This is a genomic window from Bradyrhizobium genosp. SA-3 (assembly GCF_004212635.1).
Lineage (GTDB): Bacteria > Pseudomonadota > Alphaproteobacteria > Rhizobiales > Xanthobacteraceae > Bradyrhizobium.
The window spans coordinates 17,477-41,860 of the sequence record NZ_PSRT01000076.1; the positions used below are offsets into that span (position 1 = coordinate 17,477).

The window sequence follows — 24,384 nt, forward strand, 5'->3', positions numbered from 1 at the left end:
GACTGGTCAAACAGCGCAGGACAGCGACTCCGACTCTCTTGGAGATGATCCGTCAGAATTGGAGAGAGGCATGGATGACACCCAATATGGTACCCGTGACAAACGGGGGGGCTGGACACCGAACAAGCGGCCGGAGCGCGCACCGCTCTTTGTCTGGCCGGTCCGTCCGAAGGCGTTCCTGCTCTGGCTGTTCGGCTATCCAGGATATCTGTGGCCGTGGAATACGATTTACTTCGCGACCTCGTTGATCGTTTGGCTCTATCTGACGCCTTCGCTGAATACAATGCGAGAGTTCAGCGTCCACTGGGTTTCGCTCATCCTCCTGCGTAATGCGGCCCTGGTACTCCTGATCTATGGCAGTTTGCATATCCTACTTTACGTCCAGCGACGTCAGCAGGCTGACTTTAAATACAACGCTAAATGGCCCGACACGGATAATTCAGCGTTCATGTTCGGAAGTCAGACCGCCGAGAATGTGTTCTGGACGATGTGCAGCGGCGTGCCCGTGTGGACGGCCTATGAGGTGTTCACATGGTGGATGTTCGCCAACGGCTACATCCCTTATGTCGATATTCGACAACATCCGGTCTATTTCATCTCGCTGTTGCTGCTCATGCCGATGTGGGACTCGTTGCACTTTTATTGGATCCACCGCCTGATCCATATGGGACCGCTCTACCACATCATCCACAAGGTGCATCACAACAACGTCAATCCGGGTCCCTGGTCTGGCCTGTCGATGCACACGTTTGAGCACATAATCTACTTCTCCGGCGTGCTGATCTATTTCGTCGTGCCCTCGCACCCGCTGCACGCAATGTTCTATCTTATGAATCTGGTGCTGTCACCGGCGCGGGGCCATCTCGGGTTCGACCGGATCGTACTAAACGACGAGAAGTTTATCGGCACAGAGAGCTACAGCCATTACCTGCACCACAAGTACTTTGAGGTGAACTATGGCGGCAAGTTGGTTCCGTTCGACGAGTGGTTCGGTACGGCGCATGACGGTTCGCCGCAGGCCGACGAGGCGATGTACAAGCGTTTGAAGGCTAAGAAGTACGTTCGCAGCGTATCGGATTAATTGTTGCGGCTACAGAGGGGTGATATGTGCCCCAATTTGGCTTTGTGCCGGTCCGTGGACCTGCATCAGGCGCAGATCGTATCTCATCCTCGTCGCGGCCGCTATCGATAGCCAAAATCTGAGGAGTCCAGTGACTGCTAAAGGACAGTGGATATCGGCCTGCTCAGATAATGCATTGGAGCCCGAACAGGCGCTTCGGCTCGATCACGCAGGACGCTCGTTTGTGATTGTTCGGTCGCCGGAAGGCGGCTACTTCGCGATTGATGGTCACTGCTCCCACGAGAAAGTCCATCTCGCGGCGGGCATTGTCGATGGCCATATCATCGAATGTCCTAAGCACTTCGGAAGCTTCGATTACAGGACCGGTGAGGCGCGCGCGCTGCCAGCATGCATCGACCTACGCAGCTACGAGGTTAGGGTCGAGGGCGGCACCGTCTTCATCAAGATCTGAGTGGGCTAGGGCCGGCAAGCAGCTATTATCGATGCAGCAGTTAATCCGCGCGTTAGGGTTGGCTGAGTGGCTATTTCTGAGCTTCCGACTATGATCAACAGCGCGAGGTGCCGTGGGCCGACTCGCGGAATCGGGCGGACTGGTCGGCAGTGTTTGATGGTATTCTGCGTTCTGGTTGCGCTGTTTGCTCCGTTGCTTGCGCCCTATGATCCCAATGCTAAGGACGCCGTTGCGCTGCTCCACCCCGCACCATCCTTCGGCGCTTTCGCTTGGGCGTGGATTATGCCGGGCGTGACATACTCTGAGCCGATTATCTATGGCGCCAGACCGGTCCTCGCGATGTTGCCGGCAGCGTCGCGCAGCCGACCGCTAGCTGGCTTTGCCTGCCGCGCTCACCGACAACTTGGATCAAGAACGCCGATGCGGTATCGAGCATATGAACACGCTTGTCGAACTCGGGTCTGCAGTCGATGTAACCGGCTAGCCGGATTGCGCGCACGATCCCATCGAGAGTGCCTTGAGCACTTGCCTCCCACGTGCATGCGGAGAATAGTTATCTGCGCAATGACCGCCGGGGCAAGCTCGATGCCGAGTACCTTTAATCCTCCTCGCGACCTGGCCCGCCATATTTCCCGCTGTTGTCTCTCACCTGCCACCGGTCAATGCAACACATTCAAGGCCGACACAATTTTCCGATCGCGGATCGCCGCCAATTTCGCTCGTAGTCCGTCCGTCCGCGAGCCGTTTAGCTCTTGGATCGTTTGGGGAGGCGGTCAAGGGCGGCGCTGCGAGCTGCGAGCAGAACGCTAGGCGGCTTCGCGCATAGCCTTTGTTGACGCCCTGCCCACCAACAAGCGTGACGCCGACAGTCATCAGCATCCACGACCAGGCGGGCCTACAGGAAGACCCCGTCAGCCCACACGTACACGTTTCGTCGCGCCGACAAATCGCGCCTCCGCCAGCGCTCGTACTCGCCTTGCCACTCGGCCGTCAGCCGGGAAATCACCGCGGGCGACAGGTTCGGCGCGTCCTTGCCCAGCAAGGCTGTCGGCGCCTCCTGAAAATCGCCGGTCGAGATGCCAAGTACAGAACCGGCAACAACGCATCCAGACTTCTGGACCGCTGCGCCCGCAGCGGCAGAATCAGCCGAGCTGAACCCGATCCGCCCGCCATCGCCCGGCCGCCCCGCGGTCGCGAATCTTCGCCTCGGGGCCGATGCCCGTCTGGATCGTTCGCGCCGGGCCGTAACCATGCCGCACGACACGGCGCGTCCGTCGGCAAGCTTCAAGTCCTTCACCGTGGCAAGAAATGTCTCGACCTCGGCCTCGACAGGTTGCGCCAGAAGCTGCCGCGCACCAGCGCGCAGGATATTGGTCAATGGTTCGTCGATCTCGTCGGGCTGACGAGGCGGGACAATATTGCCACTCTACTATTGGCGTTTCGCTCTCCTTGAGACGTTCTGGCTTCGACGACCGCCTCGATACGCCACCCTATCTCACTCCGCCATCACCCACCTTTCCGCATAGCTCGTTTTCCAAGAGGTTGACCTAAAAGCAGGTCGGAGCAGCAGCCACACTTACTGCGAATTCCGCCATGGTTGCGCCGCCTGCGTGCAGTTCTGTGCCTGACCAAATTCTGCAGAATCGAGAATATAAGCGCGGCGGCCTCGGCATTGACTCTGTCTTGTACGCGTCGACTCGGGCGGCAGATCACAAAAGCTTCGGTTTGCGAGTTCGCCGCCGAATTTCTGCTTCAAGCCGCCCTACATCGAAGGAATTCGCCTCTACCGGCCCGATAAGGTGTGCGTGAATAATAGGACCTTCTTCAAGGACAAGGTCGCGGAGTCGAAGCGCGGGTGGGGAAACCGTGAGCCATTTGATCAACCGCAGAGGTGCGTTGCAGGCTTATCCCTGCGGCATCGACCGCGCGTTCAAGAAGCTAACACTGCTACCAATCTACAGCACGATGAAGACAATCTCACCCAGCTATGTCCGCGCGCTGCCCGCTCGCTCGGTGCTGGCCCATTCTACGCCTTCTGGAAGGGCTACTTCCCCCAAACCCTGCCGGGGATCGCCGCCGGCTGCCTGCTGACCTTCATCCTGTGCCTGGGCTACTACATCAGCCCTGCGCTCATCGGGGGACCAAATGATCAGATGATTAGCTCTTTTGTTGCCCTTTACACCAACGAGGAGCTTAACTGGGGCATGGCGTCGGCCCTTGGCTCGATCCTGCTCGTCGTGACGCTGCTGCTTTACTACGTCTACAACAAGCTGGTTGGTGTCGACCGGCTCAAGATGGGGCGAGAACGTGGCCGCTTTCGCCTTGCCTCACCATTCGAGAAGGGGTGGTACTATCTGCACCGGCTGATCTGCGCGGCGGTGCTGCTGTTCCTGATCGCGCCGATTCTTGTGATAATCCCGCTGTCATTCATTCCGTGCCCTTCTTCAGCTATCCAATACCGGGGCTGTCTCTGCGCCGGTACGAGGAACTTTTCTTAACCGATCGATGGCAGGGAGCGCTGCTCAACTCCGTCTTCGTCGCCGTGTCGGCCACGCTGCTGTCGACCATGCTAGGCACGCTAGCGGCGCTTGGGCTCAGTCGCCCGCACTTCCCCTGGCGCAGGGCGGGGATGAGGCTATTGATTTCGCCCATGGTCGTCTCGGTCGTCATCACAGCGGTCGCCGTGCATTTCTTCTATGCCGATATCCGGCTGCTCAATAGCTATACCGGGCTGATCCTGGCGCACACCATGTTCGCAACGCCGTTTGTCGTCATCGCTGTGACCGCGACCCTGACGGGTTTCGAACGCTCGCTCACCCGCGCAGCCGCCGGACTCGGCGCGTCGCCGATCACTGTCTTCTTCAAGATCATCCTGCCGCTCCTTCTACCCGGCGTGACCTCTGGGGCGCTCTTCGCCTTCATCGTTTCCTTCGATGAAGTAGTGGTCGCCATTTTCGTGACCGGCCCCGAACAACGCAACCTGCCCAGGGTCATGTTTACCGGCATCCGCGAGCAGATCAATCCGACGATTATTGCCGCCGCCACTGTGCTGATCCTGTTCGCCATGACCATGCTGACTACAGTCGAGCTGCTGCGCAGACGCTCCAAGCGGCTGCGCGGCATTTGCAACACCTGACGGCTACTCCCACGTTATGACACCCTTATGCCATCTCAGAACGTATACGTGATCAGGATGATGGCCATAAACCATCCGCCGCAGCAAAGTCGCTTGATCAGGCCACTCGTTCGAGACGGCCGCGTCTGGCAGGTTCACCACTGACCGAAGGGAAAGAATGACGAACTTCGACCGACAGATCACTCAGTGGGTCAAGCAGACGCCGTTCATCGACACCCACGAGCATCTGATTGAGGAAAGCCGGCACCTCTGCGGCGTGCTCGATCCGCAATTCCTGCCTTGTGACGACTGGACGTATCTGTTCACGTTCTACGTTGCCGACGATCTAGTGGCTGCCGGAATGCCGGTTGCCGAGCTGCAAAGCTTCCTCGGGCCGAATCTTTCAAGCAAGACAAAATACCGACTGGTCGCACCCTACTGGGACCTATCCGCCACACCGGCTATGCCCAAGCGCTGCGCCACTATCCGAACGCAGCGATCGACATGTGCTGGGCATGGATTATCAACCCGGCTGCGAGCGCCTGAAGGAGTTTTCTGATGGCAGTTCCGGTCAACAAGATGTTCCCCTTCGGGCGCGACTATGCTGCGATCGAGCCAATCTATGGACATGCCGTCGTCGCGCGGCCCGGGATCGTGCAGGCACTCTCCGAACTAATCGCGGAAGGCTGGATCGCCCGCGAGGAAACCCCTGAGCTCATCAGGCAGATTATGTGTGGCAACGGACTTCGCTTCAACGAGGGCGTGCGGTTCGTCTATAGCCGCAGACACAGACATCAGAGATCGGCACCCACGCACAAGCGTTCACACATTTAGAGGATTAGAGGAAACGGCACGATGAAGGTAGTCTGCTTCTGGTATGCGACAGATGATGAGATCAATTACATCAAAAGCGCAATGCCGCTTGGCACCGTGGTTATAGCGCCAGAAGGCGAATATCTCTCTCGCTTCGATTGCGCTTACTCGGACGTAAAGGACCTCGTCGCCGACGCTGATGCGATTATTGCCTTCAGCGTGCCAGATGGTGCCCTGGAAATTGCACGAAAACTCAAGTTGTTTTCGTGGCTGCATTCTGGTGTTGACGACCTCCGGCAAATGGGGGCACTTTCCCTTTTTAAGCGACGAGGCGTGAAACTTGCAAACATCCGCGGCGCCAACGGAGTTGCGGTTGCCGAGCAGGCGATGATGTTCGTGTTGGCCCTTGCGAAGAAAACCCTGCTCAAGCATCAAGCATCGCTGGAGCGACATAAACCGTTTCCTCTGTACGCGGACGACTATCGAGCGGCCATGCTACATGGTCGCACAATGGGAATCATTGGCATCGGGAACATCGGAAGCCGTATTGCGAAACACGCAAAGGGATTTGACATGCGTGTTCTGGGCGTCCGCCGTAACAAAGGGAAGCGGGTCGAGAACGTCGATTCGGTTCATGGAATGGACGAACTGCATTCCGTGCTCGCACAATGCGACTACGTCATTCTGGCAACGCCCAATACGCCGGAAACTCACCAGTTTTTCGGCCAAGCCGAACTAGATGCCATGAAGCCGTCTGCGTTTCTGATCAATATCGCGCGCGGAATGTTGATGCAGGAGAAACCACTTTATCAGGCACTGACTTCGGGTAGTTTGCGCGGCTATGCAGCCGACGCGTGGTGGACCTATGGATTTGGAAGAGCCTTTCCAATCGGCACGGGCTCACGCTTGGGGGTTCACAAGCTTCCGAATGTGGTTGGCTCTGATGATCAGGCTGCAAACGCCGATGACGTTCTGCAACGAAATATTGAGTGGGGCACTCAGAACCTGGTGGAGTTTGCAGCGGGAAAACCAATCAGTAGGGAGGTCAACCTGGAGTTAGGCTACTAGATTGGAACGTTCGGGCCGAACCGATAACCGCTCAAGACGACCTTGAACGCTTCCAATTAGTTCCTCGCTGTTCAAAGGCCGTCTTGAGTTAGAGTTTTGCCCTACTTTTGCTAATCTCGCGACAGTCGTTCCAGAATATGACGGCACGTTCTACAAGCTTGATTAAAACTCCTAATCATTTCGCTGCATGCGCTGAGGGTCGGAGGATGAAGCTATCGCTGCTTTGCCACCGAATGAGCTCCGCCTGTTAGACCAGCGCGCCCCTTACATGAGGGTCGAAACCGTCGCACGCATTCAGCGGTGGTCCCACCTTCAGCCTTCCAGCTATCGCCAGCTGAGCTGTCGAGCCCACGCCGACGAATGTGACACTCCGCTCAGCTGCACCACGCCGTTGGGTACGATCAATCTATGATCAGGTTCTCAAATGGGCGTCCGAAAAGGCTGCGAAGTATGCTCACAACGCCTTTCTCGCGCCAGCGGCCGAACCGCCGAAGGGCATTGTTCAACCACCTGACCATTTCCGACAGATCACGCCAAGGAGCTCCGCTTGCGACAATCCAGAGTTCCCCTTCAAACATTACGGTAATCTCTCCAGGTCCGCTGGTCCGACGGCCGATGATCAGGCCCAACATTCGGTCCCATAGCGCGTCCTTCAGACCAACGAGCTGATCGAGCATGCCCAAGACTGCCTCAAAAAGCCCGCGAAAGTGCGCGTCCAGGAGCAGTGGACGTACCAGAGACATTGAGGCCAATGCGCCCCATTGCAAGAGAGTGGGCGTGATAGTTCACCGACGCTACATTACCCGCTGCGGCGTTTCTGTCCGCTTCTATGATGAACATGCGGTGAGACGCGCTCGCCGGTCTCGACGGCCGTAGCCTCAACAACAGCATGACGACGATCGAACTGATGAAGCCATGGGACCGCGGCCTCTCATTAGGTCCAGTGTCTGCTTTCGGAGTCGAACGTGGGAAGAGATAAGAAGCTTCACGTTTTAGCAATCCAATGCAGGATTCCTGCTCTGACACGCGCCAAATTAGTATCTCTGTATTCGGCGGCTTACTACTGTCACTCGGGCCAAACGACACGCCGCCATGAAGCGAGGGAAAAGGTGAAGACGAGCGAACCATCGGAGATCGCGCCGCTCGCGGGTGTGCGAGTTATCGATTTCGGACAATACATGGCCGGCCCGTTAGCTGCGATGATCCTCGCGGATCTGGGCGCAAACGTTGTCCGCATTGATCCACCCGGCGGTTCGTTGTGGGATCACCCCGCGACCAACATTCTCAACCGCAACAAGCGGAGCATCGCACTCGATCTTAATATCTCCAAAGACGGTGACATCGCTCGTCGGCTCATCGCAACGGCCGACGTTGTGATCGAGAACTTCCGCCCGGGAGTCATGGAGCGCCTCGGTCTCGGCGCGCGGGAGCTGGCGGCGGCTTTCCCGCGGCTGGTGTGCCTGTCATTACCAGGCTTCGCGAGCTGTGATGCGGAGGCGCGCGACATTCCCGCGTGGGAGGGGATCGTCAGCGCCGCGATCGGTCAGTTCGCCGACATGTCGCTGACCCGTGTGCTCATGGGGAAGACAGCATCGTTCTCGCCGTTGCCGCTGGCGTCGGCTTACGGCGCCGTGCTCGGTGCGATGTCCGTCGTTCTTGCGCTGTATTCGCGCGCCAAGACTGGCCATGGGGATGTGGTGGAGGTGCCTCTCGCGGCAGCGCTGTCGGAGGGGCTCGCCACCCGCTCGATGCGCATTGAGGGACTGCCGGCGCGATATAGCTCATTGCGCCAGCAGGAGATCTCACGCCGTCGTCAGGCCGGGGAGCCGTTCGGTGTCACCTACGATGAACTTCAGTCCTACATTCCAGCACTCTACCGCAGGTATCGGTGCGCGGACGGCCGGTACTTCTATATCATGGCGGGCTGCCAACTGAAGCACCCGAGGCGGACGCTGGCGCTCCTTGGCCTTCTCGCGGAAGTGGCGGCCGATGAGATCTCCACCTTCAACCCATTCATGCCCACGCGCTCGTGGCCTGCGGGTGGCGACTGCACGCCGGAGAGCGGACCGTCGTCCCCCAAATGCAACGAGTTACTGGCGGCACGAATGGCAGCGGTATTCGAGCGGGAGGCCAGCAGTCATTGGGAGAAGGTGTTCGCCGATGGCAGGGTGCCGGGCGCAATTGTCCGAACAACCCAGGAGTGGCTCCACGAGGAGCACCCTCTGCAGGCCGGACTTCTCATCGACGTCAAAGATCGCCGGTATGGAGAAATGCGGCAGCCCGCAAGCTTGGCTTGGCTCGGCGGGATAGAATTGAAGCGATCCGCGCCGCGCCCGGCTTCGACCCTCGATGGTGATCGTGCCGAAATTTTAGACGAGTTAGTCGAGGGGGCGGGGCGCCAAAGCAGGTCAGTTGAGTCCCACTGTGGCGGGTCGCCAGGCAGCGGCTGGCTGGATGGCGTCACAGTGCTCGACCTCACCAACGTCCTCGCCGGCCCGACGGTATCCGGCACCCTTCAGCGCTTCGGCGCCAAGGTGATCAGGCTCGAGCCGGTGCGCCCGATGTTTGGTCCTTACACCGCCATGCTGTATGGTGTGCAAAGCAACCGCGGCAAGCGCAGCGCGCTTGTCGACATCACAACCAGCCGCGGGCGGCGGGTGCTCGAGGCGCTCGTCAAGCGTGCGGACGTCGTGACTATCAACGCGACCTCGCAGCAACTCACGCGCCTGGGGCTCGATGCGGAGTCAATCGCTGCGCTGAATCCGGACGCCGTGCTCTGCCAAGTTGATGCATTGGGCGGTCCGAGCGGAGGTCCTTGGTGCAACCGGCTCGGGTACGACGAGGTCGCACAGTCCGTGACCGGCCTCATGGCGAGGTTCGGCGGCGGGCCGCAAACTCCTGAGGACCACATGGACGTTGGGACTGTCGACGTGCTGACCGGATACGCGGGCGCTCTCGCGACGGCGGTCGCGCTCTACGCCCGCCGCAGCGGAGTCGACACGCACTTGGCGCGGGCCTCGCTGGTCGCCGTGGGGCAGCTGATCCAGCTCCCGTTCATGTACGACCATCCCGCCCGCTCGCCGTTCGATGAGCCGAGCGGACCGGAGGCGCTCGGGACCGGTCCGCTCTACCGCTGTTACGAAGCCACGGACGGCTGGTTCTTCCTCGCCTGTAAGCCGAGCCAGCTGCCCGCCATGACGAGTGAGCTAGGAATCGATGTTGCGGCTGAGGATCCACAACTCGAGCAGACCTTGGAGCGGGCGTTTGCGAGCGAGAGCGTTGACACTGTCGTCCTGCGCTTACGAGCCCAAGGCGTCGCGGCGCAGCGGTTGGAGAGCGTCGACCGCGTACGTGCACGCTTCATGGCCATGGATGACGGCGGGCGCGGGAGCGCGGATACGACCCTGATATTCGAACGAGACGAGCACCACCCGAGTGGGCATCCGATAGAGCTCATCGGACGTTGCGCGGTGCGCTCTGCGCGTGCTGTGATCACAGCGCCCACGGCTGCGCCAAAACCGGGAGCGGACACTCGGTCAGTCCTGGCCGAGCTCGGGTATGCGGACCAGGAAATTCGCAATATGCTCGAAGTCCGCGAAATCAGCGACTCCTGGAGCGAGGAATACCTGCCGTCGTGAGCGGGGCGCCGGCGCGTCTACGACTTAGTGTACACCGATGGCCAACTAATGCACATCGCTGGCGATTCCCAGTGCTCCCTAAGCTAGACATTCTGAGCCGACGTAAGCAAGCGTCGGCCGACACCGCGCCACCAATCCAGATGGGTAGCCTCAATCTTAACTACGTTTGCACCGACAGTGGGTGCACAACGCAAATCCTCTGCAACGGCTGCTGGTCGGCGTCGACGCAAACGCCGACCCGGTGCCGGCCAAGTAATCTAGGCCTGAGAGCCCTCTTGCCGGAAGCGAGCAGCTTTCCGATCCGACGGGGTCAAATTCAGTCGCTGCATCGAGCCAACGGTGAAGCCATCTAGTTCACCTAGCAGAAGGGCATTACGCCGCGAGTTGCGTGTCCTATCGGTGCAGCTACAAACGACCGCGCCGGTCGCTACGAGCCAAATGTCAGCTACTTCGTGATCGACGACCATGCCAACCTGCTGATCTGCGGCCCGGCCGGCGTCGGCAAGAGCTGGCTCGCCTCGGCGCTCGGCCACAAGGCCTGCCGTGACAATCGCTCCGTGCTCTATCAACGTGTTCCGCGTCTGTTCGATGATCTCGCTCTCGCGCGCGGCGACGGCCGCCATCCGCGCCTATTGCGCGGGCTCGGCCGTGTCGATCTGCTGATCCTCGATGACTGGGGGCTTGAGCCGCTCGACGCCGGTGCCCGTCACGACCTCCTGGAAATCCTCGAAGATCGCTACGGTCACCGTTCCAACATCGTCACCAGCCAGCTCCCCGTGGACCAGTGGCATGTATTCATTGGAGATCCCACCTATGCCGACGGCGTGCTCGATCGCCTCGTGCACAATGCCCATCGGCTCGACTTCACCGGCGAGAGCCTGCGCCGAACCCGGCAATCCGCCCGAAAGGCCTGAGCCCGTGACGCTGTGGACATGCCGCTGCGCTTGGACAACGCCAAGGCGTTGCCCACATGGCCACAGCAACCGCAACAGAAACACAACAGGTTCAAGCCGCGATTCCAGTTGACCGCGCGGCTTGCTCAATGCCAGAGAACCTAGGCAGCCAGAACGCCTCGTCCCCGGGCGAGATCAAATCGGAAAGGTGGGCGACATCGTCTCGGAATCCCCGGGGTTTGCTGGTTATGGCCTGCACGAGCAGCTACCGCACCATTCAAGCCTGACGCGCATCCGCGGGCGAAGAGCGGTTCCGTAGGATCTTCAAACGCACAGTCGAGGCCTGTTTGAAGGCCAAAATCGCCACCGCGGAGGTGGGTCCACATCGATGCGTCGCTGATCTGCGCGGCGGCGAACAGGGTGAGACTTCAGCGACAATCATGAGACTGCGCCGATGGGGACGGACCGAAGGGAGGGCGTAGCCCGACCGGAGGACCGTCCCCATCGGCGTCGCGTGTTTTTGGACCCGTCTGGCGGCTGGGCGGGGCTGGTGCAAGCTGTTGATTCGTCTCGACAAGAGGGATCGATGCCTTGCCTGGCCTGCACATCACCGACCACCAGATGAGGCTATACATGAATTACCGACTGACATTGTCCCCCGAGGCGGCTGCGGCCAAGGCGGGGTTCTCCAAAGCGAGTGCGTATCGGATCGAGGGCGATGCGCGTCCGCCATCACAGAAGAAGGCGCCGAGGGGCCGGCGACGATCCGATCCACTCGCGCCCTATTGGGACGACGAGATCATCCCGATCCTGAAGGCTGCGCCCGGCATCCGCGTGATTGGCGTGCTGGACGAACTGCGCCGACGGCATCCCAACCTCAATCCCAACATCCGACGCACGCTGGAGCGGCGCATCAATGCCTGGCGGGCGCTCAACGGCCCCGAACAGGACGTGATCTTCCGCCAGGAGCATGAGCCCGGCCGAATAGGTTTGTCTGACTTCACTGACGTGAGCGCGCTCGGCATTACCATCGCGGGTGAGCCGCTCGATCACCGGCTCTATCACTTCCGGTTGGCGTTCTCCGGCTTCGAGCATGCCCATGTCGTGCTCGGCGGCGAAAGCTTCGTCGCCCTGGCCGAAGGCTTGCAGAACGCCCTGTGGGCGCTCGGCGGCGTGCCGCGGGAGCATCGCAGCGACAGCCTGTCGGCTGCATTCCGCAATCTCGCGGCGGATGCGCGTGAGGATCTGACACAGCGCTACGCCGCGCTGATGGGCCACTACGGCATGGCACCAACGCGCAACAATGCGGGCATCGCACACGAGAACGGCTCGATCGAGAGCGCGCACGGTCATCTCAAACGAGCGCTGGAGGATGCACTGTTACTGCGGGGCACGCGCGACTTCATCAGTCTCAATGCCTACCGGGCTTTTGTCGACGAGATTGTCGGCCGGCGCAACGCCAACCTTGCCAAGCGGATTGCGCTCGAGAAGGAAGCACTGGCGCCCCTGCCGAAAGGCCGCACGACCGACTTCGAGGAGAAGGTGATCCCGGTGACGTCGTCAGGCGGCTTCATCCTGCGGCGCGTGTTCTACACCGTGCCTTCAAGACTGATTGGCCATCGCCTGCGCGTGCGCATCTTCGACGATCGGCTCGAATGCTTCCTCGGCGTCACGCCGGTCGGGACGCTGCGGCGCGGTCGGCCTGTGTCGGAGAACCACGGCGGGCATGTCGTTGATTATCGGCACGTCATCCATGCCCTGCGGCGCAAGCCGATGGCGCTCCTCAATCTCGTCTATCGCGACCAGCTCTTCCCGCGCACGGCTTACAAACGCCTGTTCGAGACCTTGCGGGAGCACGGTGACGACCGGCGCGCCTGCAAGGTGACGGTCGAGCTTCTGGCTCTGGCCCATGAGCGAGCCTGCGAGGCCGAGCTCGCCGAGGCGATCGCGACCGCTCTCGATGCCGGACGACTACCCGATCTTGCGGCATTGCGCGACCGCTTCCGGCCGGAGGCGACCTCGATCCCGAGCGTCGCCGTCAAACTGGCGCCGCTTAACGTCTACAATGAGCTGGCCTCCGTCAGCATCGTGTCGGCCCGCTCCAGCCTGGGAGAAGTGGCATGACCAGCATAGCGACCTCCGTCGATGCTGCCCGCGTCGAGCTGCTGCTCAATGAGCTGCGCCTGCCGGGCGTTAAGGCGATCTGGCCGAAGCTCGCCGCGCAATCGGACAAGGAAGGCTGGCCTGCCGCCCGCTTCCTCGCCGCTCTTGCCGAGCACGAGGCAGCCGATCGTACCCGCCGACGCATCGAGCGACACATGGTGGAAGCGCGTTTGCCCGCCGGCAAGACGCTCGCCACCTTCGACTTCGAAAGCGTGCCGATGCTGTCGAAGGCACAGGTGATGGCGCTCGCCGCCGGCGACGCTTGGTTGAAGGCCGGCGCCAATCTGCTGTTGTTCGGCCCACCCGGCGGCGGCAAGACTCATCTCGGCGCAGCGATCGGCCTGGCTCTCGTCGAGAACGGTTGGCGCGTTCTCTTCGCGCGCACCACTGATCTGGTGCAACGGCTGCAGGTCGCGCGGCGCGAGCTGGCGCTGGAGTCCGCGATCAGCAAACTCGACCGCTATGACCTCCTGATCCTCGACGACATCACATATGTGAGCAAGGATCAGGCGGAAACCAGCGTGCTGTTCGAGTTGATCGCCGCGCGCTACGAGCGACGCTCGCTGCTGATCACGGCCAATCAGCCATTTGGCGAATGGGGGCGAATCTTCCCGGATCAAGCAATGACGCTGGCGGCCATCGATCGTTTGGTGCACCACGCCACGATCCTTGAGATGAACGTCGAGAGCTATCGTCGAAAAGTTGCCCTCGATCGCAAGCGCGGTCCAGGCCGACCGCCCGCTCACACTACGCCCAACGAGCTCGACAAGACTGTGATTGACGCCGGCAGCGCCGCTTGATTGTCGCGCAGCGTCAATCAACGCTGGCCAAGCCGGCCGACAGCGTCAATTATCTCCTGACTCGGCCGCCTCGTCTCATCTTGATTGACGCGCCGCTCTCATCCTGATTGTCGCGCTATACTGATCCGCGCCAATGTGAGTTGGGACAGCCTCACCGAGCAGCATGTGGTGGATGTACTGAGCGAAAAATTGGATTGTCCCTTGTAGTCCGTTTGCGGCTTAAGATCGCACCGTAGCGCGGGTTTTGACGCGAGGGCCATGACGGGGCCGGTCGCTGCATCGCGCGAAATCCATTGGCCACTTCTTCAACGACCCTACGTAACAGCGCTGCCACAACACCCTGGCGAGGACCTCGGCGATCGTTTTCTTCAGCCCGGGATGATCGTCGGAGACGACGAACTCGACGCCATGCAGGCCACGGCCTTCAGGCCTTCCAAAACTCCTTCCAACTCGAGCGGCTCTCCCGGTTGGCGAGCTCAACTGCAAGCACCTGACGCCGGCCTTCCCAGTCAAGGCCGATGCGATCAGCACCGCCTGGCTCGCAATAATCCCGTCTTCGGGCACCCGCTCATAGCGGGCGTCCAGGATCAGATAAGGGAACGGTTCCCTCAGCTTGCGTTCACAGAAGGCTTTGAGTGATGCATCCAGCCGCTTGTTGATGGCGCTGATCGCCGAGGTCCAGAAGGCATGTCCCACCAGCTCCTCAGACCTGTTTGACCTTCCGCGTCGACACGCCTTGCACGTACATTTCGGCCAAGGCCGCAACCAGCGCCTTCTCCGCGCTGGTAGCGCTCGAACAGCTCGGTCGAGAACCGCCATTGGCGGTCCTCCGGCACCTTCAGCTCGATCTTACCGACCCGATTGATCAGCGCGTTAGTAGCCGAAGCGATAGCCGAGCCGCGCTTCGGTGCGTTCCCCTTTCTCCGCGCCCAGCGTCTCCGCCATCTCGGCTTCCAGCGTCTCCTGCACCGCAGCCTGGATTAGTGGCTTGAGGAACTCCTTGTCCGACGCCAAAAGCTTTGACGGCAGATATCCGTCCTGATCTTTGTCACGGTCATGGTGGTCCTTGCTCCTCTACGAGCGGTGATCTTCCGGACTTACCATGACCGCCGCAGCCTCTCAGCTTTTGCAGAACCTCCCGCACACTACCGACGGACCATACAGCCGCACTTCCACCCGCTGAGGGATAAACAGTGCGGCCCACTCGCCGCCGATTACCCTCCTGCCAGCAGTCCGACCGTTCGCCCCTACCTCTCAGACATGGGCCTGTCACCTCTCAGCAATGAACTCTGAGCGCGAGCTTCTCGCGCACCCCATCCGGGCGCATCACCCGCACGCCGATATTGTCGAGGATCTGTGCTGCCCGCTCCACCAGCTCAGCGTTCGTCGCCAGCCGCCCCCGCGAGAGGTACAGGTTGTCCTCCAATCCCACTCGGACGTTCGCGCCCGCCAATGCTGCCATCGCTACATAGGGAAGCTGCATCCGCCCGATCGAGAAGGCCGAGTAGATGGCGCCCGGCGGGAGCCCATTCACCATCGCCATCAGCGTGGTCGGATCGTCTGGGGCGCCGTAGGGGATGCCCATGCACAGCTGGATCAGCGGCTGATTGATCAACCCCTCCTCGACCAAGTCGCGCACTGTCCACAGATGACCGGTATCGAACACCTCGAGCTCAGGACGAACCCCGAGCTCCTGCAAGCGTCCGGCCATCTTGCGCAGCGAGGGATAGGTGTTGACCATGACGTACTCACGGGTGCCAAAGTTCATCGATCCGCAATCCAGTGTGCAGATCTCCGGACGCAACTCTTCGACATGTACCAGTCGCTCAAGCGCGCCTGCCATGTCCGTCCCCGCGCAGTCCGGCGGCAGCGGAGAGTCAGGTCCACCCAGCACGAGGTCGCCGCCCATTCCTGCGGTCAGGTTGATCACGGGGTTCACATCCGACTTTCGAATGCGCTGCACCACCTCCCGATACAGTGCCGGATCTCGCGAGCCCTTCCGGGTTTTGGGATCACGTACGTGGACGTGCACTACCGCCGCCCCCGCCCGCGCTGCCTGGATCGCCGAGTTCGCGATCTGCTCCGGGGTTACCGGCACATGCGGGCTACGCTCCACATTCGCGCCCCCCCCTGTTACCGCACAAGTGATGAATACCTCAGAGATCATCCCGTCCTTCTCCTTCGCTGAAAGCTTGGCCGCCCCAAATCGGGCCAGAGCCGCAATAAGTTATTATTTCATGATGTTTATCTCTTCTGGAGTTCTGGGCGTAAACAGCGCCGCGCACTGACTGGGATCAACGGGTCCTGACGACAGGCCCGCTACCAACACCTTGGCTATGGCAATCCTCATCCCAGCAATCGGCGTGCCACTCGCGGAATCACGTGCGCGGCTTGCCTGACGAGAGAAAGCGCATGTAGCTAGTAGCTTGCTCTTGGATGATAATGCGGGTAGTCGGAGTTCCAACATCAATCGGACACGGCTGGCCAGATAGGGATGGAGCCGCATGTGATGCCGGGGCTCGTGCGGACTCGGATAATAACACACTCTAAGCCGATCTCGCCGCCGACGCGCTCGACACCAGTGAATAGTCTGGCATCATGATTTCTGGCTACTGGTGCCATGAAGCACCTGATGCTCCACCGGGCGCGCCATCTGTTCATTCGCCAGCAGACTGCCGTCATCAATTTAATCCGCGCCTACTTTGCCGAGTTTGGGATTGTCGCCCCGGTCGGACCCAGGGGGCCGAGCAATTGCTAGAAGTCGTCGCCGATACAGCTGACCGCCGGCTCCCAGAGGTGGCCGGCGCGTGTCTTGCTGCTCTCGGCAGCAAATTGGGCCCTAAAGGCCCGGATTTTGGAGTTCGACCGACGCATCATCGCCTGGCATCGATCACATACGACGAGCAAACGGCTGGACGCGATTCCTGGCGTCGGGCCGGCGCTGACAACGGCGCTGGTCGCGAGCGTTGCCGATGCCAACGCCTTCCGATAGGGTCGGGACTTCTCGGCCTGGGTTGGGCGCGTACCGAAGCAGAACTCGAGCGGTGGCAAGGACAAATTTGGCAGTATAAGCAAGCAAGGCGATCGCTATTTGCGCAGCCTGTTCACGGCAGGCGCACTCGCCGTGATCCGCTATGCCAAGATCCATGGCACGGGCCATCGGCCCTGGCTCACCGGATTATCGGCTCGGCGCCCCAGCGCTACAAGGAACCCGCCGCTCTTACGGCGTGAACTAGATCACAGCCGGTCATCCGGGTGTCACATAACGGTTGGAAGGGACGAACAGCACTAGGGTCCGGACTCAATTGATCCACCAAGTGACGGCGACGACCAAGAGGATGGCGGAAAGGAAGTTGTCGGCTCGTTTGTCGTAGCGGGTCGCAATCCGCCTGAAGTCCAAGGCGGCAAAACATGCGTTCGATGAGATTGCGTCCTTTGTAGGCTTTGGCGTCGTATCGATGCGGATGCTTGCGAGTTGGGTTCGGCGGAATTACTGCCTTTATTCCGCGCTCGGCCAACCATTCACGCAGGCCGTTGGCGTCATAGACCCTGTCAGCCAACAATCGTCGAGCAGGAGAGACAGCAGATCGCGCGCCGCGGTGAGGTCATGGCAGTTGCCGGGGGTGATCACGAAGGCGAACGGACGTCCTTGGTCCTCGGTCAGCGCGTGGATTTTAGTGGTGCGTCCGCCTCGCAAGCGGCCGACCAGCCTGCTGGAAGTCCCCCCTTTTTGGGCCCGCCGCCGATGTGGGGCGCGTCGATGGACATCGTCCCGACCCGGCCGGTTGAGCCTGGTCAAGGCGTAGAAATATCGCCCACACGCCTTGGCGGCTTCAGCGATTGAGGCGGTTATAGATTGTCGTGTAGGGGCCGTAATCTGCCGGACAGTCTCGCCAGCGCGCGCCTGATCGCAGCATGTGGAGGATCCCGCTGATCACACGGCGGTCGTCCACGCGATAAGCACCGCGCCGCCCACGTGGCAACAGCGGTTCAATCCGCTTCCACTCCGCCTCGCTCAGCCAGCGGCTCATGACGTCGCGCCCGAAATAGTCGCTCTCGAGCGGCAGCGCCAGCGCAGCTCTGGGTTAGACCAAACGCGCGTTGCCCTGTACAACCCTCCAGGGGCCTTAGTAGAGGCCTTCAAACGGTCTTCGTATCAGTCCCCCGACGAAGAACTCGACCAGAGAGGTGTAGTCGAAAACCGGAATGCCGACCGCCCGCTGGACCGCCGCGGCGTAAGACGGCAGCTCGGAGCACGTGATCAGCAGCATCCCAATGTCCGGCCGGTCGTCGAGTAGGGCCACCGCGGCATCGACCGTTTCCGTCTCGACGGCGGTTACATCCAGGTCGCCGCAGGGTCAAGAAAAGCGGCCGCGAACGCGGGGGCGTCCTCGAGTCCAGAGATGACCATGCGCTTGGAGTTGGCTGGCAGCCCGGCTGCTTCAAACAAGTCCGGAGTCAGCAAACACGCGCTCGCTGTAAAATGCCGAGGGCCTTCTCGCGCGGAAGTATCCGTTCGAGGAACGGAGCGAGTAGAAGACTGGATAGGAGCACGGGCACATCGACTGCGGCACGGACCGCCTCTTGATACCGGATCATGAACCCGCAGTTGGAGGTGATCAGTTGCGCACCCTCGCGTACGAGGTCAGTTGCGGCCTGGGTCACGGCCGAGGTCATTTCCGCAGCATTATGAAAGTCAGGCACCGTCTTGTAACGTACAGGGACACTCCACGTGCTGGCGTTCCCAACACTCCCTGGAATGTAAGGCCGGATGCTGGGCGAACGAGCTGCAAGATACCTACGGGCGCACCGAAGAACGACTGTCCGGATTTCAGCGAAGCGAACCGCCGCTTGTTTTGGGGGAGAGGAAAATCGATCATCTGTGATCAGATCCACTTCGAAATATACCAGTACTTGCCAGCAGTAGCCGTTTCGGCCGGCCCTCAAGCGAACAATAAATACCAACAGCGCGAACGCAGGGCGATGCGGCGCACACCTGTTAGCTCGGTTTGACCATGTCCCTATTGAAAGCTCGTCGTCCTTTTTTGGCAAAGACGTTCTCGTCTACCCGAAGAACGGGTGAGTGTGCAACGGATTAACTATGCTTGCCATCGCTTCACCTTGTCCTATCCTTATGAGCTGCGTGTTAGCTTATCCAGCACTCGGATCGAAATGGGAGGCGTGTCGAGACCCGCTTTCGATGAAGCATTCGAGGACAGGGTGCGCGTGAGGTTCGACCACAGCCCATGGGCTTCGCGCGGACTCGAAGAATATCGAGCGCGTCGGTCGCGAGGTCGCCGAGTTGCGCCATCGTCAAGCAGTAGTTCGAGCTCCGCACAAGAGGCGATGGGCCTCACATGAGGTTCCATTTTGTCATGGAGTCGTGTCCGGTTAACTACGGCGATGTCGCAAATCCGACGACCCGCAGCGTTTTTTTCCCTGGCAGGCAAGCCTCGCGGAGTGGCACGTCGATTGCTGGGATGAGGACTGCGGCAGCCACGGCGCTGTTAGCGATCTTGTCGCCAGGAGAATTCCGACGAGACCTGCTCGGTCGCTCTAGCATACCAAGGGAGGCCCCGGCTCTGCTGGGGAGGCAGCAGAAGTTTGAAATTTCAGGAAGTCGTCCACCGACGAAACTCACGAATCGTGAGGCATCACGCTAAAAAGGAGCGATGGACGATTACGAGGGCGTAAGCCACAGCAAGTGGGAGTGCAAATATAAATATCACGTGTTCTTCATTCCCAAGTGCCGCAGGAAGCGCCCCACGGGGAGTTGAGGCAGAATCTCGGGGAGGTATTCCGCAGATCTGGCTATGCAGAAGGAGTGCCGGGTCGAAGAGGGCATCTGATGTCCGATCATGTTCACTTGATGATTGTCGACCGGCCCAAGTATGCGGTGTCGCAAGTAATCTGGTACATCAAAAGAAAGAGCGCTATCCACCTAGCAGCGGGTCTATGGAGAGAGAAAACGCAATTTCGTAGGGCAGCACTTTTAGGCCCGGGGAAGCGGTGATCAGGGAGTATATCCGCAAGCAAGGGGCCGAGGATACGCGGCTCGACCAAGTCAACATGTCGCGCTAAGGCCGCTTTAGGCGGCCAACAAAATCGGAGACGCGTTAGCGTCCCCACCGCCGCTTTGAGCGGCCCAATTCCTAAAGTCCCCGGCCTCATGATTAACACCATCGGCAGCCTGCGCAAGATGACCAAACGCCTGCAAGAGCTCGGGGCGAAGCCTGAGCTCGAGATGTTGGACTTGGGTTATCTGATGATCGTGAACGATCCAATCAAGGGAGGACTAGTTCACGATCTGCTGTTGATTCAGCTGTGCATGGGGTGGGCTACCTCGCGCCGGACGATTTGTTGATGGCGAGTGGTGCACCAGCTTCCGCTACGGGCCATTTATTGATCTTCGCGGTCGGACCAATGCAGCCTTTGCAGCCTTCATATGCGGCCAGGGCTCCGTTGGCTGGCGCGGACGTTCGCGTCAGTTTGGAAGACAACCTGTACCTCTTCCGCGGGCGGCTAGCGACCAACGACGAGTACGTACAGGAGGCGACAGAAATGACGAGGTCGATGTGCGGGTGGTCAGCCCGCAGGAAATGCGAAGCCCAAATCGCACGCCTAAGCCCGCCGGTCATGCTTGAGAAGTCGAACCTTCCGGAGACGCTCCCGCGAGCAGTCGGGCTGCTCGGGGCCAGCGTCATCGATGGCGGCTGGGCCCACGGTTCGTGCTCAACGGAGTGGACGTGCGCCTGTACGACCTCGCGCCCAAGGCAGTCGAGTATGTGAACAGCATGCTGGCCGAAGCGCGGTATCAACGACTGCCCCTTGTGCGGCTACCACTTGAAGCGACACTCACAGTTGTGAGCTCGGTAGCGGACGCGGGGCGCGCTGTGGAGCTCGTGCAGGGGTCTGCGCCGGAACGCCTTGAGCTCAAGCAGAAGCTGTTCGCCACCGCCAGCCGTCCTGCCAGGTCCCGAGCTCTGATCTGTATTCCTCGACGTCGAGCTTTCGCCCGTTACTGCTGCAGGCGGAGATGGACCATCCCGAGGGCATTCTCGTCGCGCACCCGTTCCAACCTGTGTACCTGCTGCCGCTGGTTGAAACGTGCGCCGAAGAGCCCATGCCACCGGAGGCGCCGGAGCGGGCGGGGGCGATCCACCGGGCGATTGGGATGCACCCGCTCGTGGCGTGAAGAGGTAGACGGATTCGTCGCGGCGGAGGTGTTGAGTCGCGAGTCGCTTTGGCTGGTGCACGACGATGTGGTCACGCTGCGGGAAATCGATGACGTGGTTCGCTACTCCTGGGCGCTGCGCCGCGCGGCTATCGGCTCCTACCGCATGACCGGCGGCGAGAGGAGCATGCTCCAGACCATCCAGCAATGGGAATTCAAGTGTCCTTTGTCGAGGCTGACTGAGAAATCTGACATCGAGGTGAAGGCGGCCGAGCACGCAGACGCGCTGGTGAAGGCCGACCCCTTGGACGGTCCCGCCGCATACGACGACTTGCTCGTGGCACTCCTGCAGGCGCTGCATTCCCAGGGACTACGGCGCAGGCGAAACGGTCACGCACTGGGAACAGGGGCTCCGCGCTCGCGTTCCCCAGGTCGCTCAGGATTCTGGCCAGTTGTGCACCCCGCGAGAGATTCCGCCCAACTGCATAGACGGCAACGGACACGCGGCTTAGAGCACCTATGTCCAACTCTGCAGGGAGGCCACCGGAACGTTACACGTTACATCGGCACCGAGGGCGAGTGCCGATCGAACAGCGGCACCTACTTCACGGTCGAAACGCACCTGTCTCATCTGGGTGAACTGCAGGCAGGCGACGCGTTCAGGCGCTCTCGCAGGTTCTCGGTGCCGACGACAAGCGCCTGCATCGCTATCACGTGATCACGTGCGAGGGTGACGAGTGGGCTGGCCGCGACGGACGAGCAGATGCTGATTCACATCGAAACCATGAGACTCTCCGCTTTTGAGCAATTGAGAAAGGAAAACCAAATGGAGTTCGGTTCCAAGAGCTACGAACAGCAGTCCCACGCACGTGGGTGGTCGCTTGAGGGGCGAGTTGCACTGGTGACTGGAGCGGCGGGCGGTCTTGGAAAGGCTATCGTGAGCGAACTGCGCGAACGCGGGGCGGACGTGCATGGTGTGGGTATTGCCAGCGAGGGTGTCTTGCATGCGGATCTTTCCACTGCAAGCGGGAATCGCGACATGATAGCGCATGTACTTGCAACCGCTGGACGTCTCGACATCCTTGTCTTGAATGCTGGGTGTCAGTTCGTCGCACCGATCGATCAGTTTCCGGACGCCGAATGGGAGCGTCTTCGAGGCGTGATGTTGGACGGGCCATTCTTCGCGATGAAGGCGGCGTGGTCGGCTTTGACAAAAGCCCCGGGCGGGCGGGTTGTGGTCACGGCGTCCACCGCGAGCTTCGGCGGGGCGCCCGGAAGGGCTGCATACATCGCTGCGAAGCACGGGGTTCTCGGTTTGGTTCGCGTGGCCGCATTGGAGGGCGCTGCGCATGGCCTGACTGTCAACGCGGTCGCGCCGGGCTGGATGGATACCGCGATGATGCGTCGTCAGCTGGAGGCTCAGGCTGCAAGCCGAGGCATAAACACCGACGAGATCGTCGCGCGTTTCCGCTCGTCTCAACCAGGTGATCGCTTCGTCGACATTCGTGAGGTTGCGGCAGCCATTGGCTTTCTTGCGAGCCCTTGTGCTTCCGGAATAAATGGAGAGTGCGTCACCATCGATCTCGGTGCAAGTGCCTGATGACGAACACTAGTGTCCTGAACCAGAAGTTCGCAACATCGCGTCGTTTGGGGCATTGTAACAGCAGAAGCGCTCGATGGAAGCAAGGATGTCATCGGCGGATTTGGTCCATCGGAACGGTTTGGGATCGGCGTTGTATGGTTCGATGAACGAGGCGATGTCCGTCCTGAGGGCGGCTACGCTGCTTGTTATCGGTGAGGAGCGCGAAGAAGCGCTCGACTTGGTTGAGCCATGACGAACTCGTCGGGGTCAGGTGCACATGTCAACGCGGCTTTTTGGCCAGCCATCTCCGGATCATTGGGGTCTTGTACTTGACGTAATTGTACATCACGAGATGGACGTCGATTCGCGCGGTACTGCAGCCTCGATCTCGTCAAGGAACTTGCGGAACTCGGCTGTGCGATGGCGCCCGTAGCACTTGCCAATGATCCTTCCGGTCGCAATATCGAGGGCGGCGAACAGGCGACGTAGTGCCATGCCTTTTGTAGATCCTATGCGGGCGTGGCGGACAGGGGGTACTATCTCGATTTCGACCCACCACCAGCGCATAGGAGTTATTGATGGAAGCCCAAACAGTAACACCCTGGCGCCCGCCGCAGCTGACCACCGCGATCCGCTGTCTTGTGGCAATCGAATTGAGCAAGAAGGGCTGGGCCGTCGCGATTAATACGCCACTGGCGGACAAGGTCAGCCGCCACACGCTCCCTGGATGTGATTGGACGGGACTTTTGGAGCTAATACAGCGGGTACGCACGCGCGTTGCTCGAGAGCTTGGCCGGCCCGTGGAAATGATCTCATGCTACGAGGCCGGCTATGACGGATTCTGGCTCCGCCGTCTGCTCGAAAGCCAGGGCGTGCACACCTAGTAGTCGATCCGGCCAGCGTACAGGTCGATCGGCGGGCCGGACGAGCCAAGACGGATCGCATCGATGCCGAACGGTTGCTGCGGTCATTGATGGTTTATCTGCGTGGCGAGCCGAAGGTGTGGAGCGTGGTGCGCGTGCAAAGCGTCGCCGAAGAAGATGACCGCCGGCTGCACCCTGAGCGGGATCGGCTGATCGCTGAACGCATCCAGCACGTCAACCGCATTAAGGGCCTGTGTGCGATCCACGGCATTTACAACTACCAGCCAATGCGGCCGCGATCTGACGCGGCGGCTTGAACAGTTACGTACTGGGGACGGACGCGCGTTGCCGCCGCGGCTCGAGGCAGAGATCGCACGCGAATTGCAGCGCATGGAGCTCGTACTGCGAATGCTCAACGAGATTGATGCGGAGCGCAACGCCGTCGCATCGGCTAGGATGTCGGTCCATACCAACGCGAAAAAGATCCAAGATCTCGTCAAACTCAATGCAATCGGACCAGAGATTGCCACGGTATTGACAGGCGAAGTGTTGTACCGCCCGATTTAACAATCGCCGCGAGCTGGCAAGCTATGTCGGTCTGACGCCGATTCACTTCCAGAGCGGCTCCACGCCGTGACCAGGGCATCAGCAAAGCCGGTATCGCACCACCATGATCGAGTTGCCTAGTTGTGGCTGCGTCACCAGCCCGACAGCGCTTTCAGCGTCTGGTTTCGCGAGCTTGT

23 protein-coding genes and 9 pseudogenes are annotated in these 24,384 nt (G+C 60.5%); 23 read left to right on the forward strand and 9 right to left on the reverse strand.

The features are described 5' to 3' along the window. Positions 1 to 70 precede the first annotated feature (70 nt). Both CWO91_RS25040 and CWO91_RS25045 read left to right on the forward strand, forming a co-directional pair. Positions 71 to 1,081 (forward strand): sterol desaturase family protein, encoded by a 1,011-nt coding sequence (locus CWO91_RS25040; RefSeq protein ID WP_130217213.1) that lies wholly within the window; start codon positions 71 to 73, stop codon positions 1,079 to 1,081. A gap of 130 nt (positions 1,082 to 1,211) precedes the next feature. Then, positions 1,212 to 1,532 carry a non-heme iron oxygenase ferredoxin subunit gene (locus CWO91_RS25045; protein ID WP_165405686.1) on the forward strand — a complete coding sequence of 107 codons (321 nt, stop codon included), beginning with the start codon at positions 1,212 to 1,214 and terminating at the stop codon, positions 1,530 to 1,532. An 898-nt stretch (positions 1,533 to 2,430) separates the two neighbouring features. Here the strand turns inward: CWO91_RS25045 and CWO91_RS25055 are convergent. Continuing rightward, positions 2,431 to 2,949: pseudogene (locus CWO91_RS25055) on the reverse strand (transposase); the annotation flags it as partial. Positions 2,950 to 3,476: 527 nt separating this feature from the next. Here CWO91_RS25055 and CWO91_RS43210 point away from each other — a divergent pair. The 5 genes and pseudogenes from CWO91_RS43210 to CWO91_RS25075 all read left to right on the forward strand — a co-directional run. Then, a pseudogene (locus CWO91_RS43210) lies at positions 3,477 to 3,832 on the forward strand (ABC transporter permease); the annotation flags it as partial. A 266-nt stretch (positions 3,833 to 4,098) separates the two neighbouring features. Further along, the gene (locus tag CWO91_RS43785) at positions 4,099 to 4,668 is read left to right on the forward strand and encodes an ABC transporter permease (protein WP_245471358.1); all 570 of its coding nucleotides are present in this window, start codon (positions 4,099 to 4,101) and stop codon (positions 4,666 to 4,668) included. 157 nt (positions 4,669 to 4,825) lie between these two features. Further along, positions 4,826 to 5,206, forward strand: coding sequence for a hypothetical protein (locus CWO91_RS25065; protein ID WP_130217215.1), 381 nt, complete (start codon positions 4,826 to 4,828; stop codon positions 5,204 to 5,206). Continuing rightward, complete coding sequence (locus CWO91_RS25070) at positions 5,206 to 5,481, forward strand: hypothetical protein (RefSeq protein ID WP_130217216.1); 276 nt, start codon at positions 5,206 to 5,208, stop codon at positions 5,479 to 5,481. The genes CWO91_RS25065 and CWO91_RS25070 overlap by 1 nt, the downstream gene beginning before the upstream one ends. A 21-nt stretch (positions 5,482 to 5,502) precedes the next feature. Continuing rightward, complete coding sequence (locus CWO91_RS25075) at positions 5,503 to 6,528, forward strand: NAD(P)-dependent oxidoreductase (protein WP_130217218.1); 1,026 nt, start codon at positions 5,503 to 5,505, stop codon at positions 6,526 to 6,528. Between the two features lie 401 nt (positions 6,529 to 6,929). Here CWO91_RS25075 and CWO91_RS25080 read toward each other — a convergent pair whose 3' ends face one another. Continuing rightward, complete coding sequence (locus tag CWO91_RS25080) at positions 6,930 to 7,205, reverse strand: transposase (RefSeq protein ID WP_165405688.1); 276 nt, start codon at positions 7,203 to 7,205, stop codon at positions 6,930 to 6,932. 432 nt (positions 7,206 to 7,637) lie between these two features. Between CWO91_RS25080 and CWO91_RS25085 the strand changes: the two genes are divergently transcribed. The 4 genes and pseudogenes from CWO91_RS25085 to istB all read left to right on the forward strand — a co-directional run bounded on the left by CWO91_RS25085 (position 7,638) and on the right by istB (position 14,022). Beyond that, positions 7,638 to 10,166, forward strand: a complete 2,529-nt coding sequence (locus CWO91_RS25085; RefSeq protein ID WP_130217222.1) for a CoA transferase — start codon at positions 7,638 to 7,640, stop codon at positions 10,164 to 10,166. A 461-nt stretch (positions 10,167 to 10,627) separates the two neighbouring features. Continuing rightward, positions 10,628 to 11,080, forward strand: a pseudogene (locus CWO91_RS25090) (ATP-binding protein); the annotation flags it as partial. A gap of 570 nt (positions 11,081 to 11,650) precedes the next feature. Next, entirely contained in the window at positions 11,651 to 13,183 is a 1,533-nt protein-coding gene (gene istA / locus CWO91_RS25100) for an IS21 family transposase (protein WP_130217224.1), read from the forward strand. Further along, the gene (istB, locus tag CWO91_RS25105) at positions 13,180 to 14,022 is read left to right on the forward strand and encodes an IS21-like element helper ATPase IstB (RefSeq protein WP_130217226.1); all 843 of its coding nucleotides are present in this window, start codon (positions 13,180 to 13,182) and stop codon (positions 14,020 to 14,022) included. The genes istA and istB overlap by 4 nt, the downstream gene beginning before the upstream one ends. 219 nt (positions 14,023 to 14,241) lie before the next feature. Here istB and CWO91_RS45065 read toward each other — a convergent pair whose 3' ends face one another. The 3 genes and pseudogenes from CWO91_RS45065 to CWO91_RS25115 all read right to left on the reverse strand — a co-directional run bounded on the left by CWO91_RS45065 (position 14,242) and on the right by CWO91_RS25115 (position 16,189). Beyond that, complete coding sequence (locus CWO91_RS45065) at positions 14,242 to 14,718, reverse strand: transposase (protein WP_283811000.1); 477 nt, start codon at positions 14,716 to 14,718, stop codon at positions 14,242 to 14,244. Beyond that, positions 14,631 to 14,991, reverse strand: a pseudogene (locus CWO91_RS45485) (transposase). The gene CWO91_RS45065 and the pseudogene CWO91_RS45485 overlap by 88 nt, the downstream one beginning before the upstream one ends. Positions 14,992 to 15,298: 307 nt before the next feature. Further along, positions 15,299 to 16,189 (reverse strand): 3-keto-5-aminohexanoate cleavage protein, encoded by an 891-nt coding sequence (locus CWO91_RS25115; protein ID WP_130217228.1) that lies wholly within the window; start codon positions 16,187 to 16,189, stop codon positions 15,299 to 15,301. A gap of 840 nt (positions 16,190 to 17,029) precedes the next feature. Between CWO91_RS25115 and CWO91_RS45490 the strand changes: the two are divergent. Then, positions 17,030 to 17,314 (forward strand): annotated as a pseudogene (locus CWO91_RS45490) (transposase); the annotation flags it as partial. Positions 17,315 to 17,323: 9 nt separating this feature from the next. Here the strand turns inward: CWO91_RS45490 and CWO91_RS25125 are convergent. The 3 genes and pseudogenes from CWO91_RS25125 to CWO91_RS45270 form a co-directional block, all read right to left on the reverse strand. Next, positions 17,324 to 18,053: pseudogene (locus tag CWO91_RS25125) on the reverse strand (IS5 family transposase). 96 nt (positions 18,054 to 18,149) lie between these two features. Next, on the reverse strand, positions 18,150 to 18,293 hold the full coding sequence (locus tag CWO91_RS44460; RefSeq protein WP_245471354.1) for a hypothetical protein: 144 nt from the start codon (positions 18,291 to 18,293) through the stop codon (positions 18,150 to 18,152). Positions 18,294 to 18,480: 187 nt separating this feature from the next. Further along, entirely contained in the window at positions 18,481 to 18,699 is a 219-nt protein-coding gene (locus CWO91_RS45270) for an AroM family protein (protein WP_349643588.1), read from the reverse strand. Between the two features lie 995 nt (positions 18,700 to 19,694). On the opposite strand from CWO91_RS45270, the pseudogene tnpA reads away from it, so the two are divergent. The 7 genes and pseudogenes from tnpA to CWO91_RS25155 all read left to right on the forward strand — a co-directional run bounded on the left by tnpA (position 19,695) and on the right by CWO91_RS25155 (position 22,796). After that, positions 19,695 to 20,103, forward strand: a pseudogene (tnpA, locus tag CWO91_RS25135) (IS200/IS605 family transposase). An 88-nt stretch (positions 20,104 to 20,191) separates the two neighbouring features. Next, positions 20,192 to 20,386, forward strand: coding sequence for a 3-keto-5-aminohexanoate cleavage protein (locus CWO91_RS25140; RefSeq protein WP_130217230.1), 195 nt, complete (start codon positions 20,192 to 20,194; stop codon positions 20,384 to 20,386). Beyond that, a complete protein-coding gene (locus CWO91_RS45495) occupies positions 20,386 to 20,811 on the forward strand; it encodes a 3-keto-5-aminohexanoate cleavage protein (RefSeq protein WP_433995577.1) in 426 nt (141 codons plus the stop codon). Before CWO91_RS25140 ends, CWO91_RS45495 begins: the two co-directional genes overlap by 1 nt. Further along, a pseudogene (locus CWO91_RS45500) lies at positions 20,808 to 20,948 on the forward strand (3-hydroxyacyl-CoA dehydrogenase NAD-binding domain-containing protein); the annotation flags it as partial. The gene CWO91_RS45495 and the pseudogene CWO91_RS45500, both read left to right, overlap by 4 nt. 110 nt (positions 20,949 to 21,058) lie before the next feature. After that, positions 21,059 to 21,217 carry a 3-hydroxyacyl-CoA dehydrogenase NAD-binding domain-containing protein gene (locus CWO91_RS45075; RefSeq protein WP_283811001.1) on the forward strand — a complete coding sequence of 53 codons (159 nt, stop codon included), beginning with the start codon at positions 21,059 to 21,061 and terminating at the stop codon, positions 21,215 to 21,217. Between the two features lie 31 nt (positions 21,218 to 21,248). Then, entirely contained in the window at positions 21,249 to 21,914 is a 666-nt protein-coding gene (locus CWO91_RS44470) for a hypothetical protein (protein WP_245471355.1), read from the forward strand. Between the two features lie 45 nt (positions 21,915 to 21,959). After that, positions 21,960 to 22,796, forward strand: a complete 837-nt coding sequence (locus tag CWO91_RS25155; RefSeq protein WP_245471356.1) for an SDR family NAD(P)-dependent oxidoreductase — start codon at positions 21,960 to 21,962, stop codon at positions 22,794 to 22,796. A 9-nt stretch (positions 22,797 to 22,805) separates the two neighbouring features. On the opposite strand, the pseudogene CWO91_RS44475 reads toward CWO91_RS25155, so the two are convergent. After that, positions 22,806 to 23,304, reverse strand: a pseudogene (locus CWO91_RS44475) (transposase); the annotation flags it as partial. A 52-nt stretch (positions 23,305 to 23,356) separates the two neighbouring features. Here CWO91_RS44475 and CWO91_RS25160 point away from each other — a divergent pair. From CWO91_RS25160 to CWO91_RS45505, 4 genes are all read left to right on the forward strand, one after another. Then, positions 23,357 to 23,662: a hypothetical protein gene (locus CWO91_RS25160; protein WP_130217234.1), complete on the forward strand. Its 306-nt coding sequence runs from the start codon at positions 23,357 to 23,359 to the stop codon at positions 23,660 to 23,662. An 89-nt stretch (positions 23,663 to 23,751) separates the two neighbouring features. Continuing rightward, positions 23,752 to 23,958, forward strand: coding sequence for a hypothetical protein (locus CWO91_RS25165; protein ID WP_130217236.1), 207 nt, complete (start codon positions 23,752 to 23,754; stop codon positions 23,956 to 23,958). Between the two features lie 28 nt (positions 23,959 to 23,986). After that, positions 23,987 to 24,208 carry a hypothetical protein gene (locus CWO91_RS25170; RefSeq protein WP_130217238.1) on the forward strand — a complete coding sequence of 74 codons (222 nt, stop codon included), beginning with the start codon at positions 23,987 to 23,989 and terminating at the stop codon, positions 24,206 to 24,208. A 13-nt stretch (positions 24,209 to 24,221) separates the two neighbouring features. Then, positions 24,222 to 24,278: a hypothetical protein gene (locus tag CWO91_RS45505; protein ID WP_130217250.1), complete on the forward strand. Its 57-nt coding sequence runs from the start codon at positions 24,222 to 24,224 to the stop codon at positions 24,276 to 24,278. Positions 24,279 to 24,384: the final 106 nt, after the last annotated feature.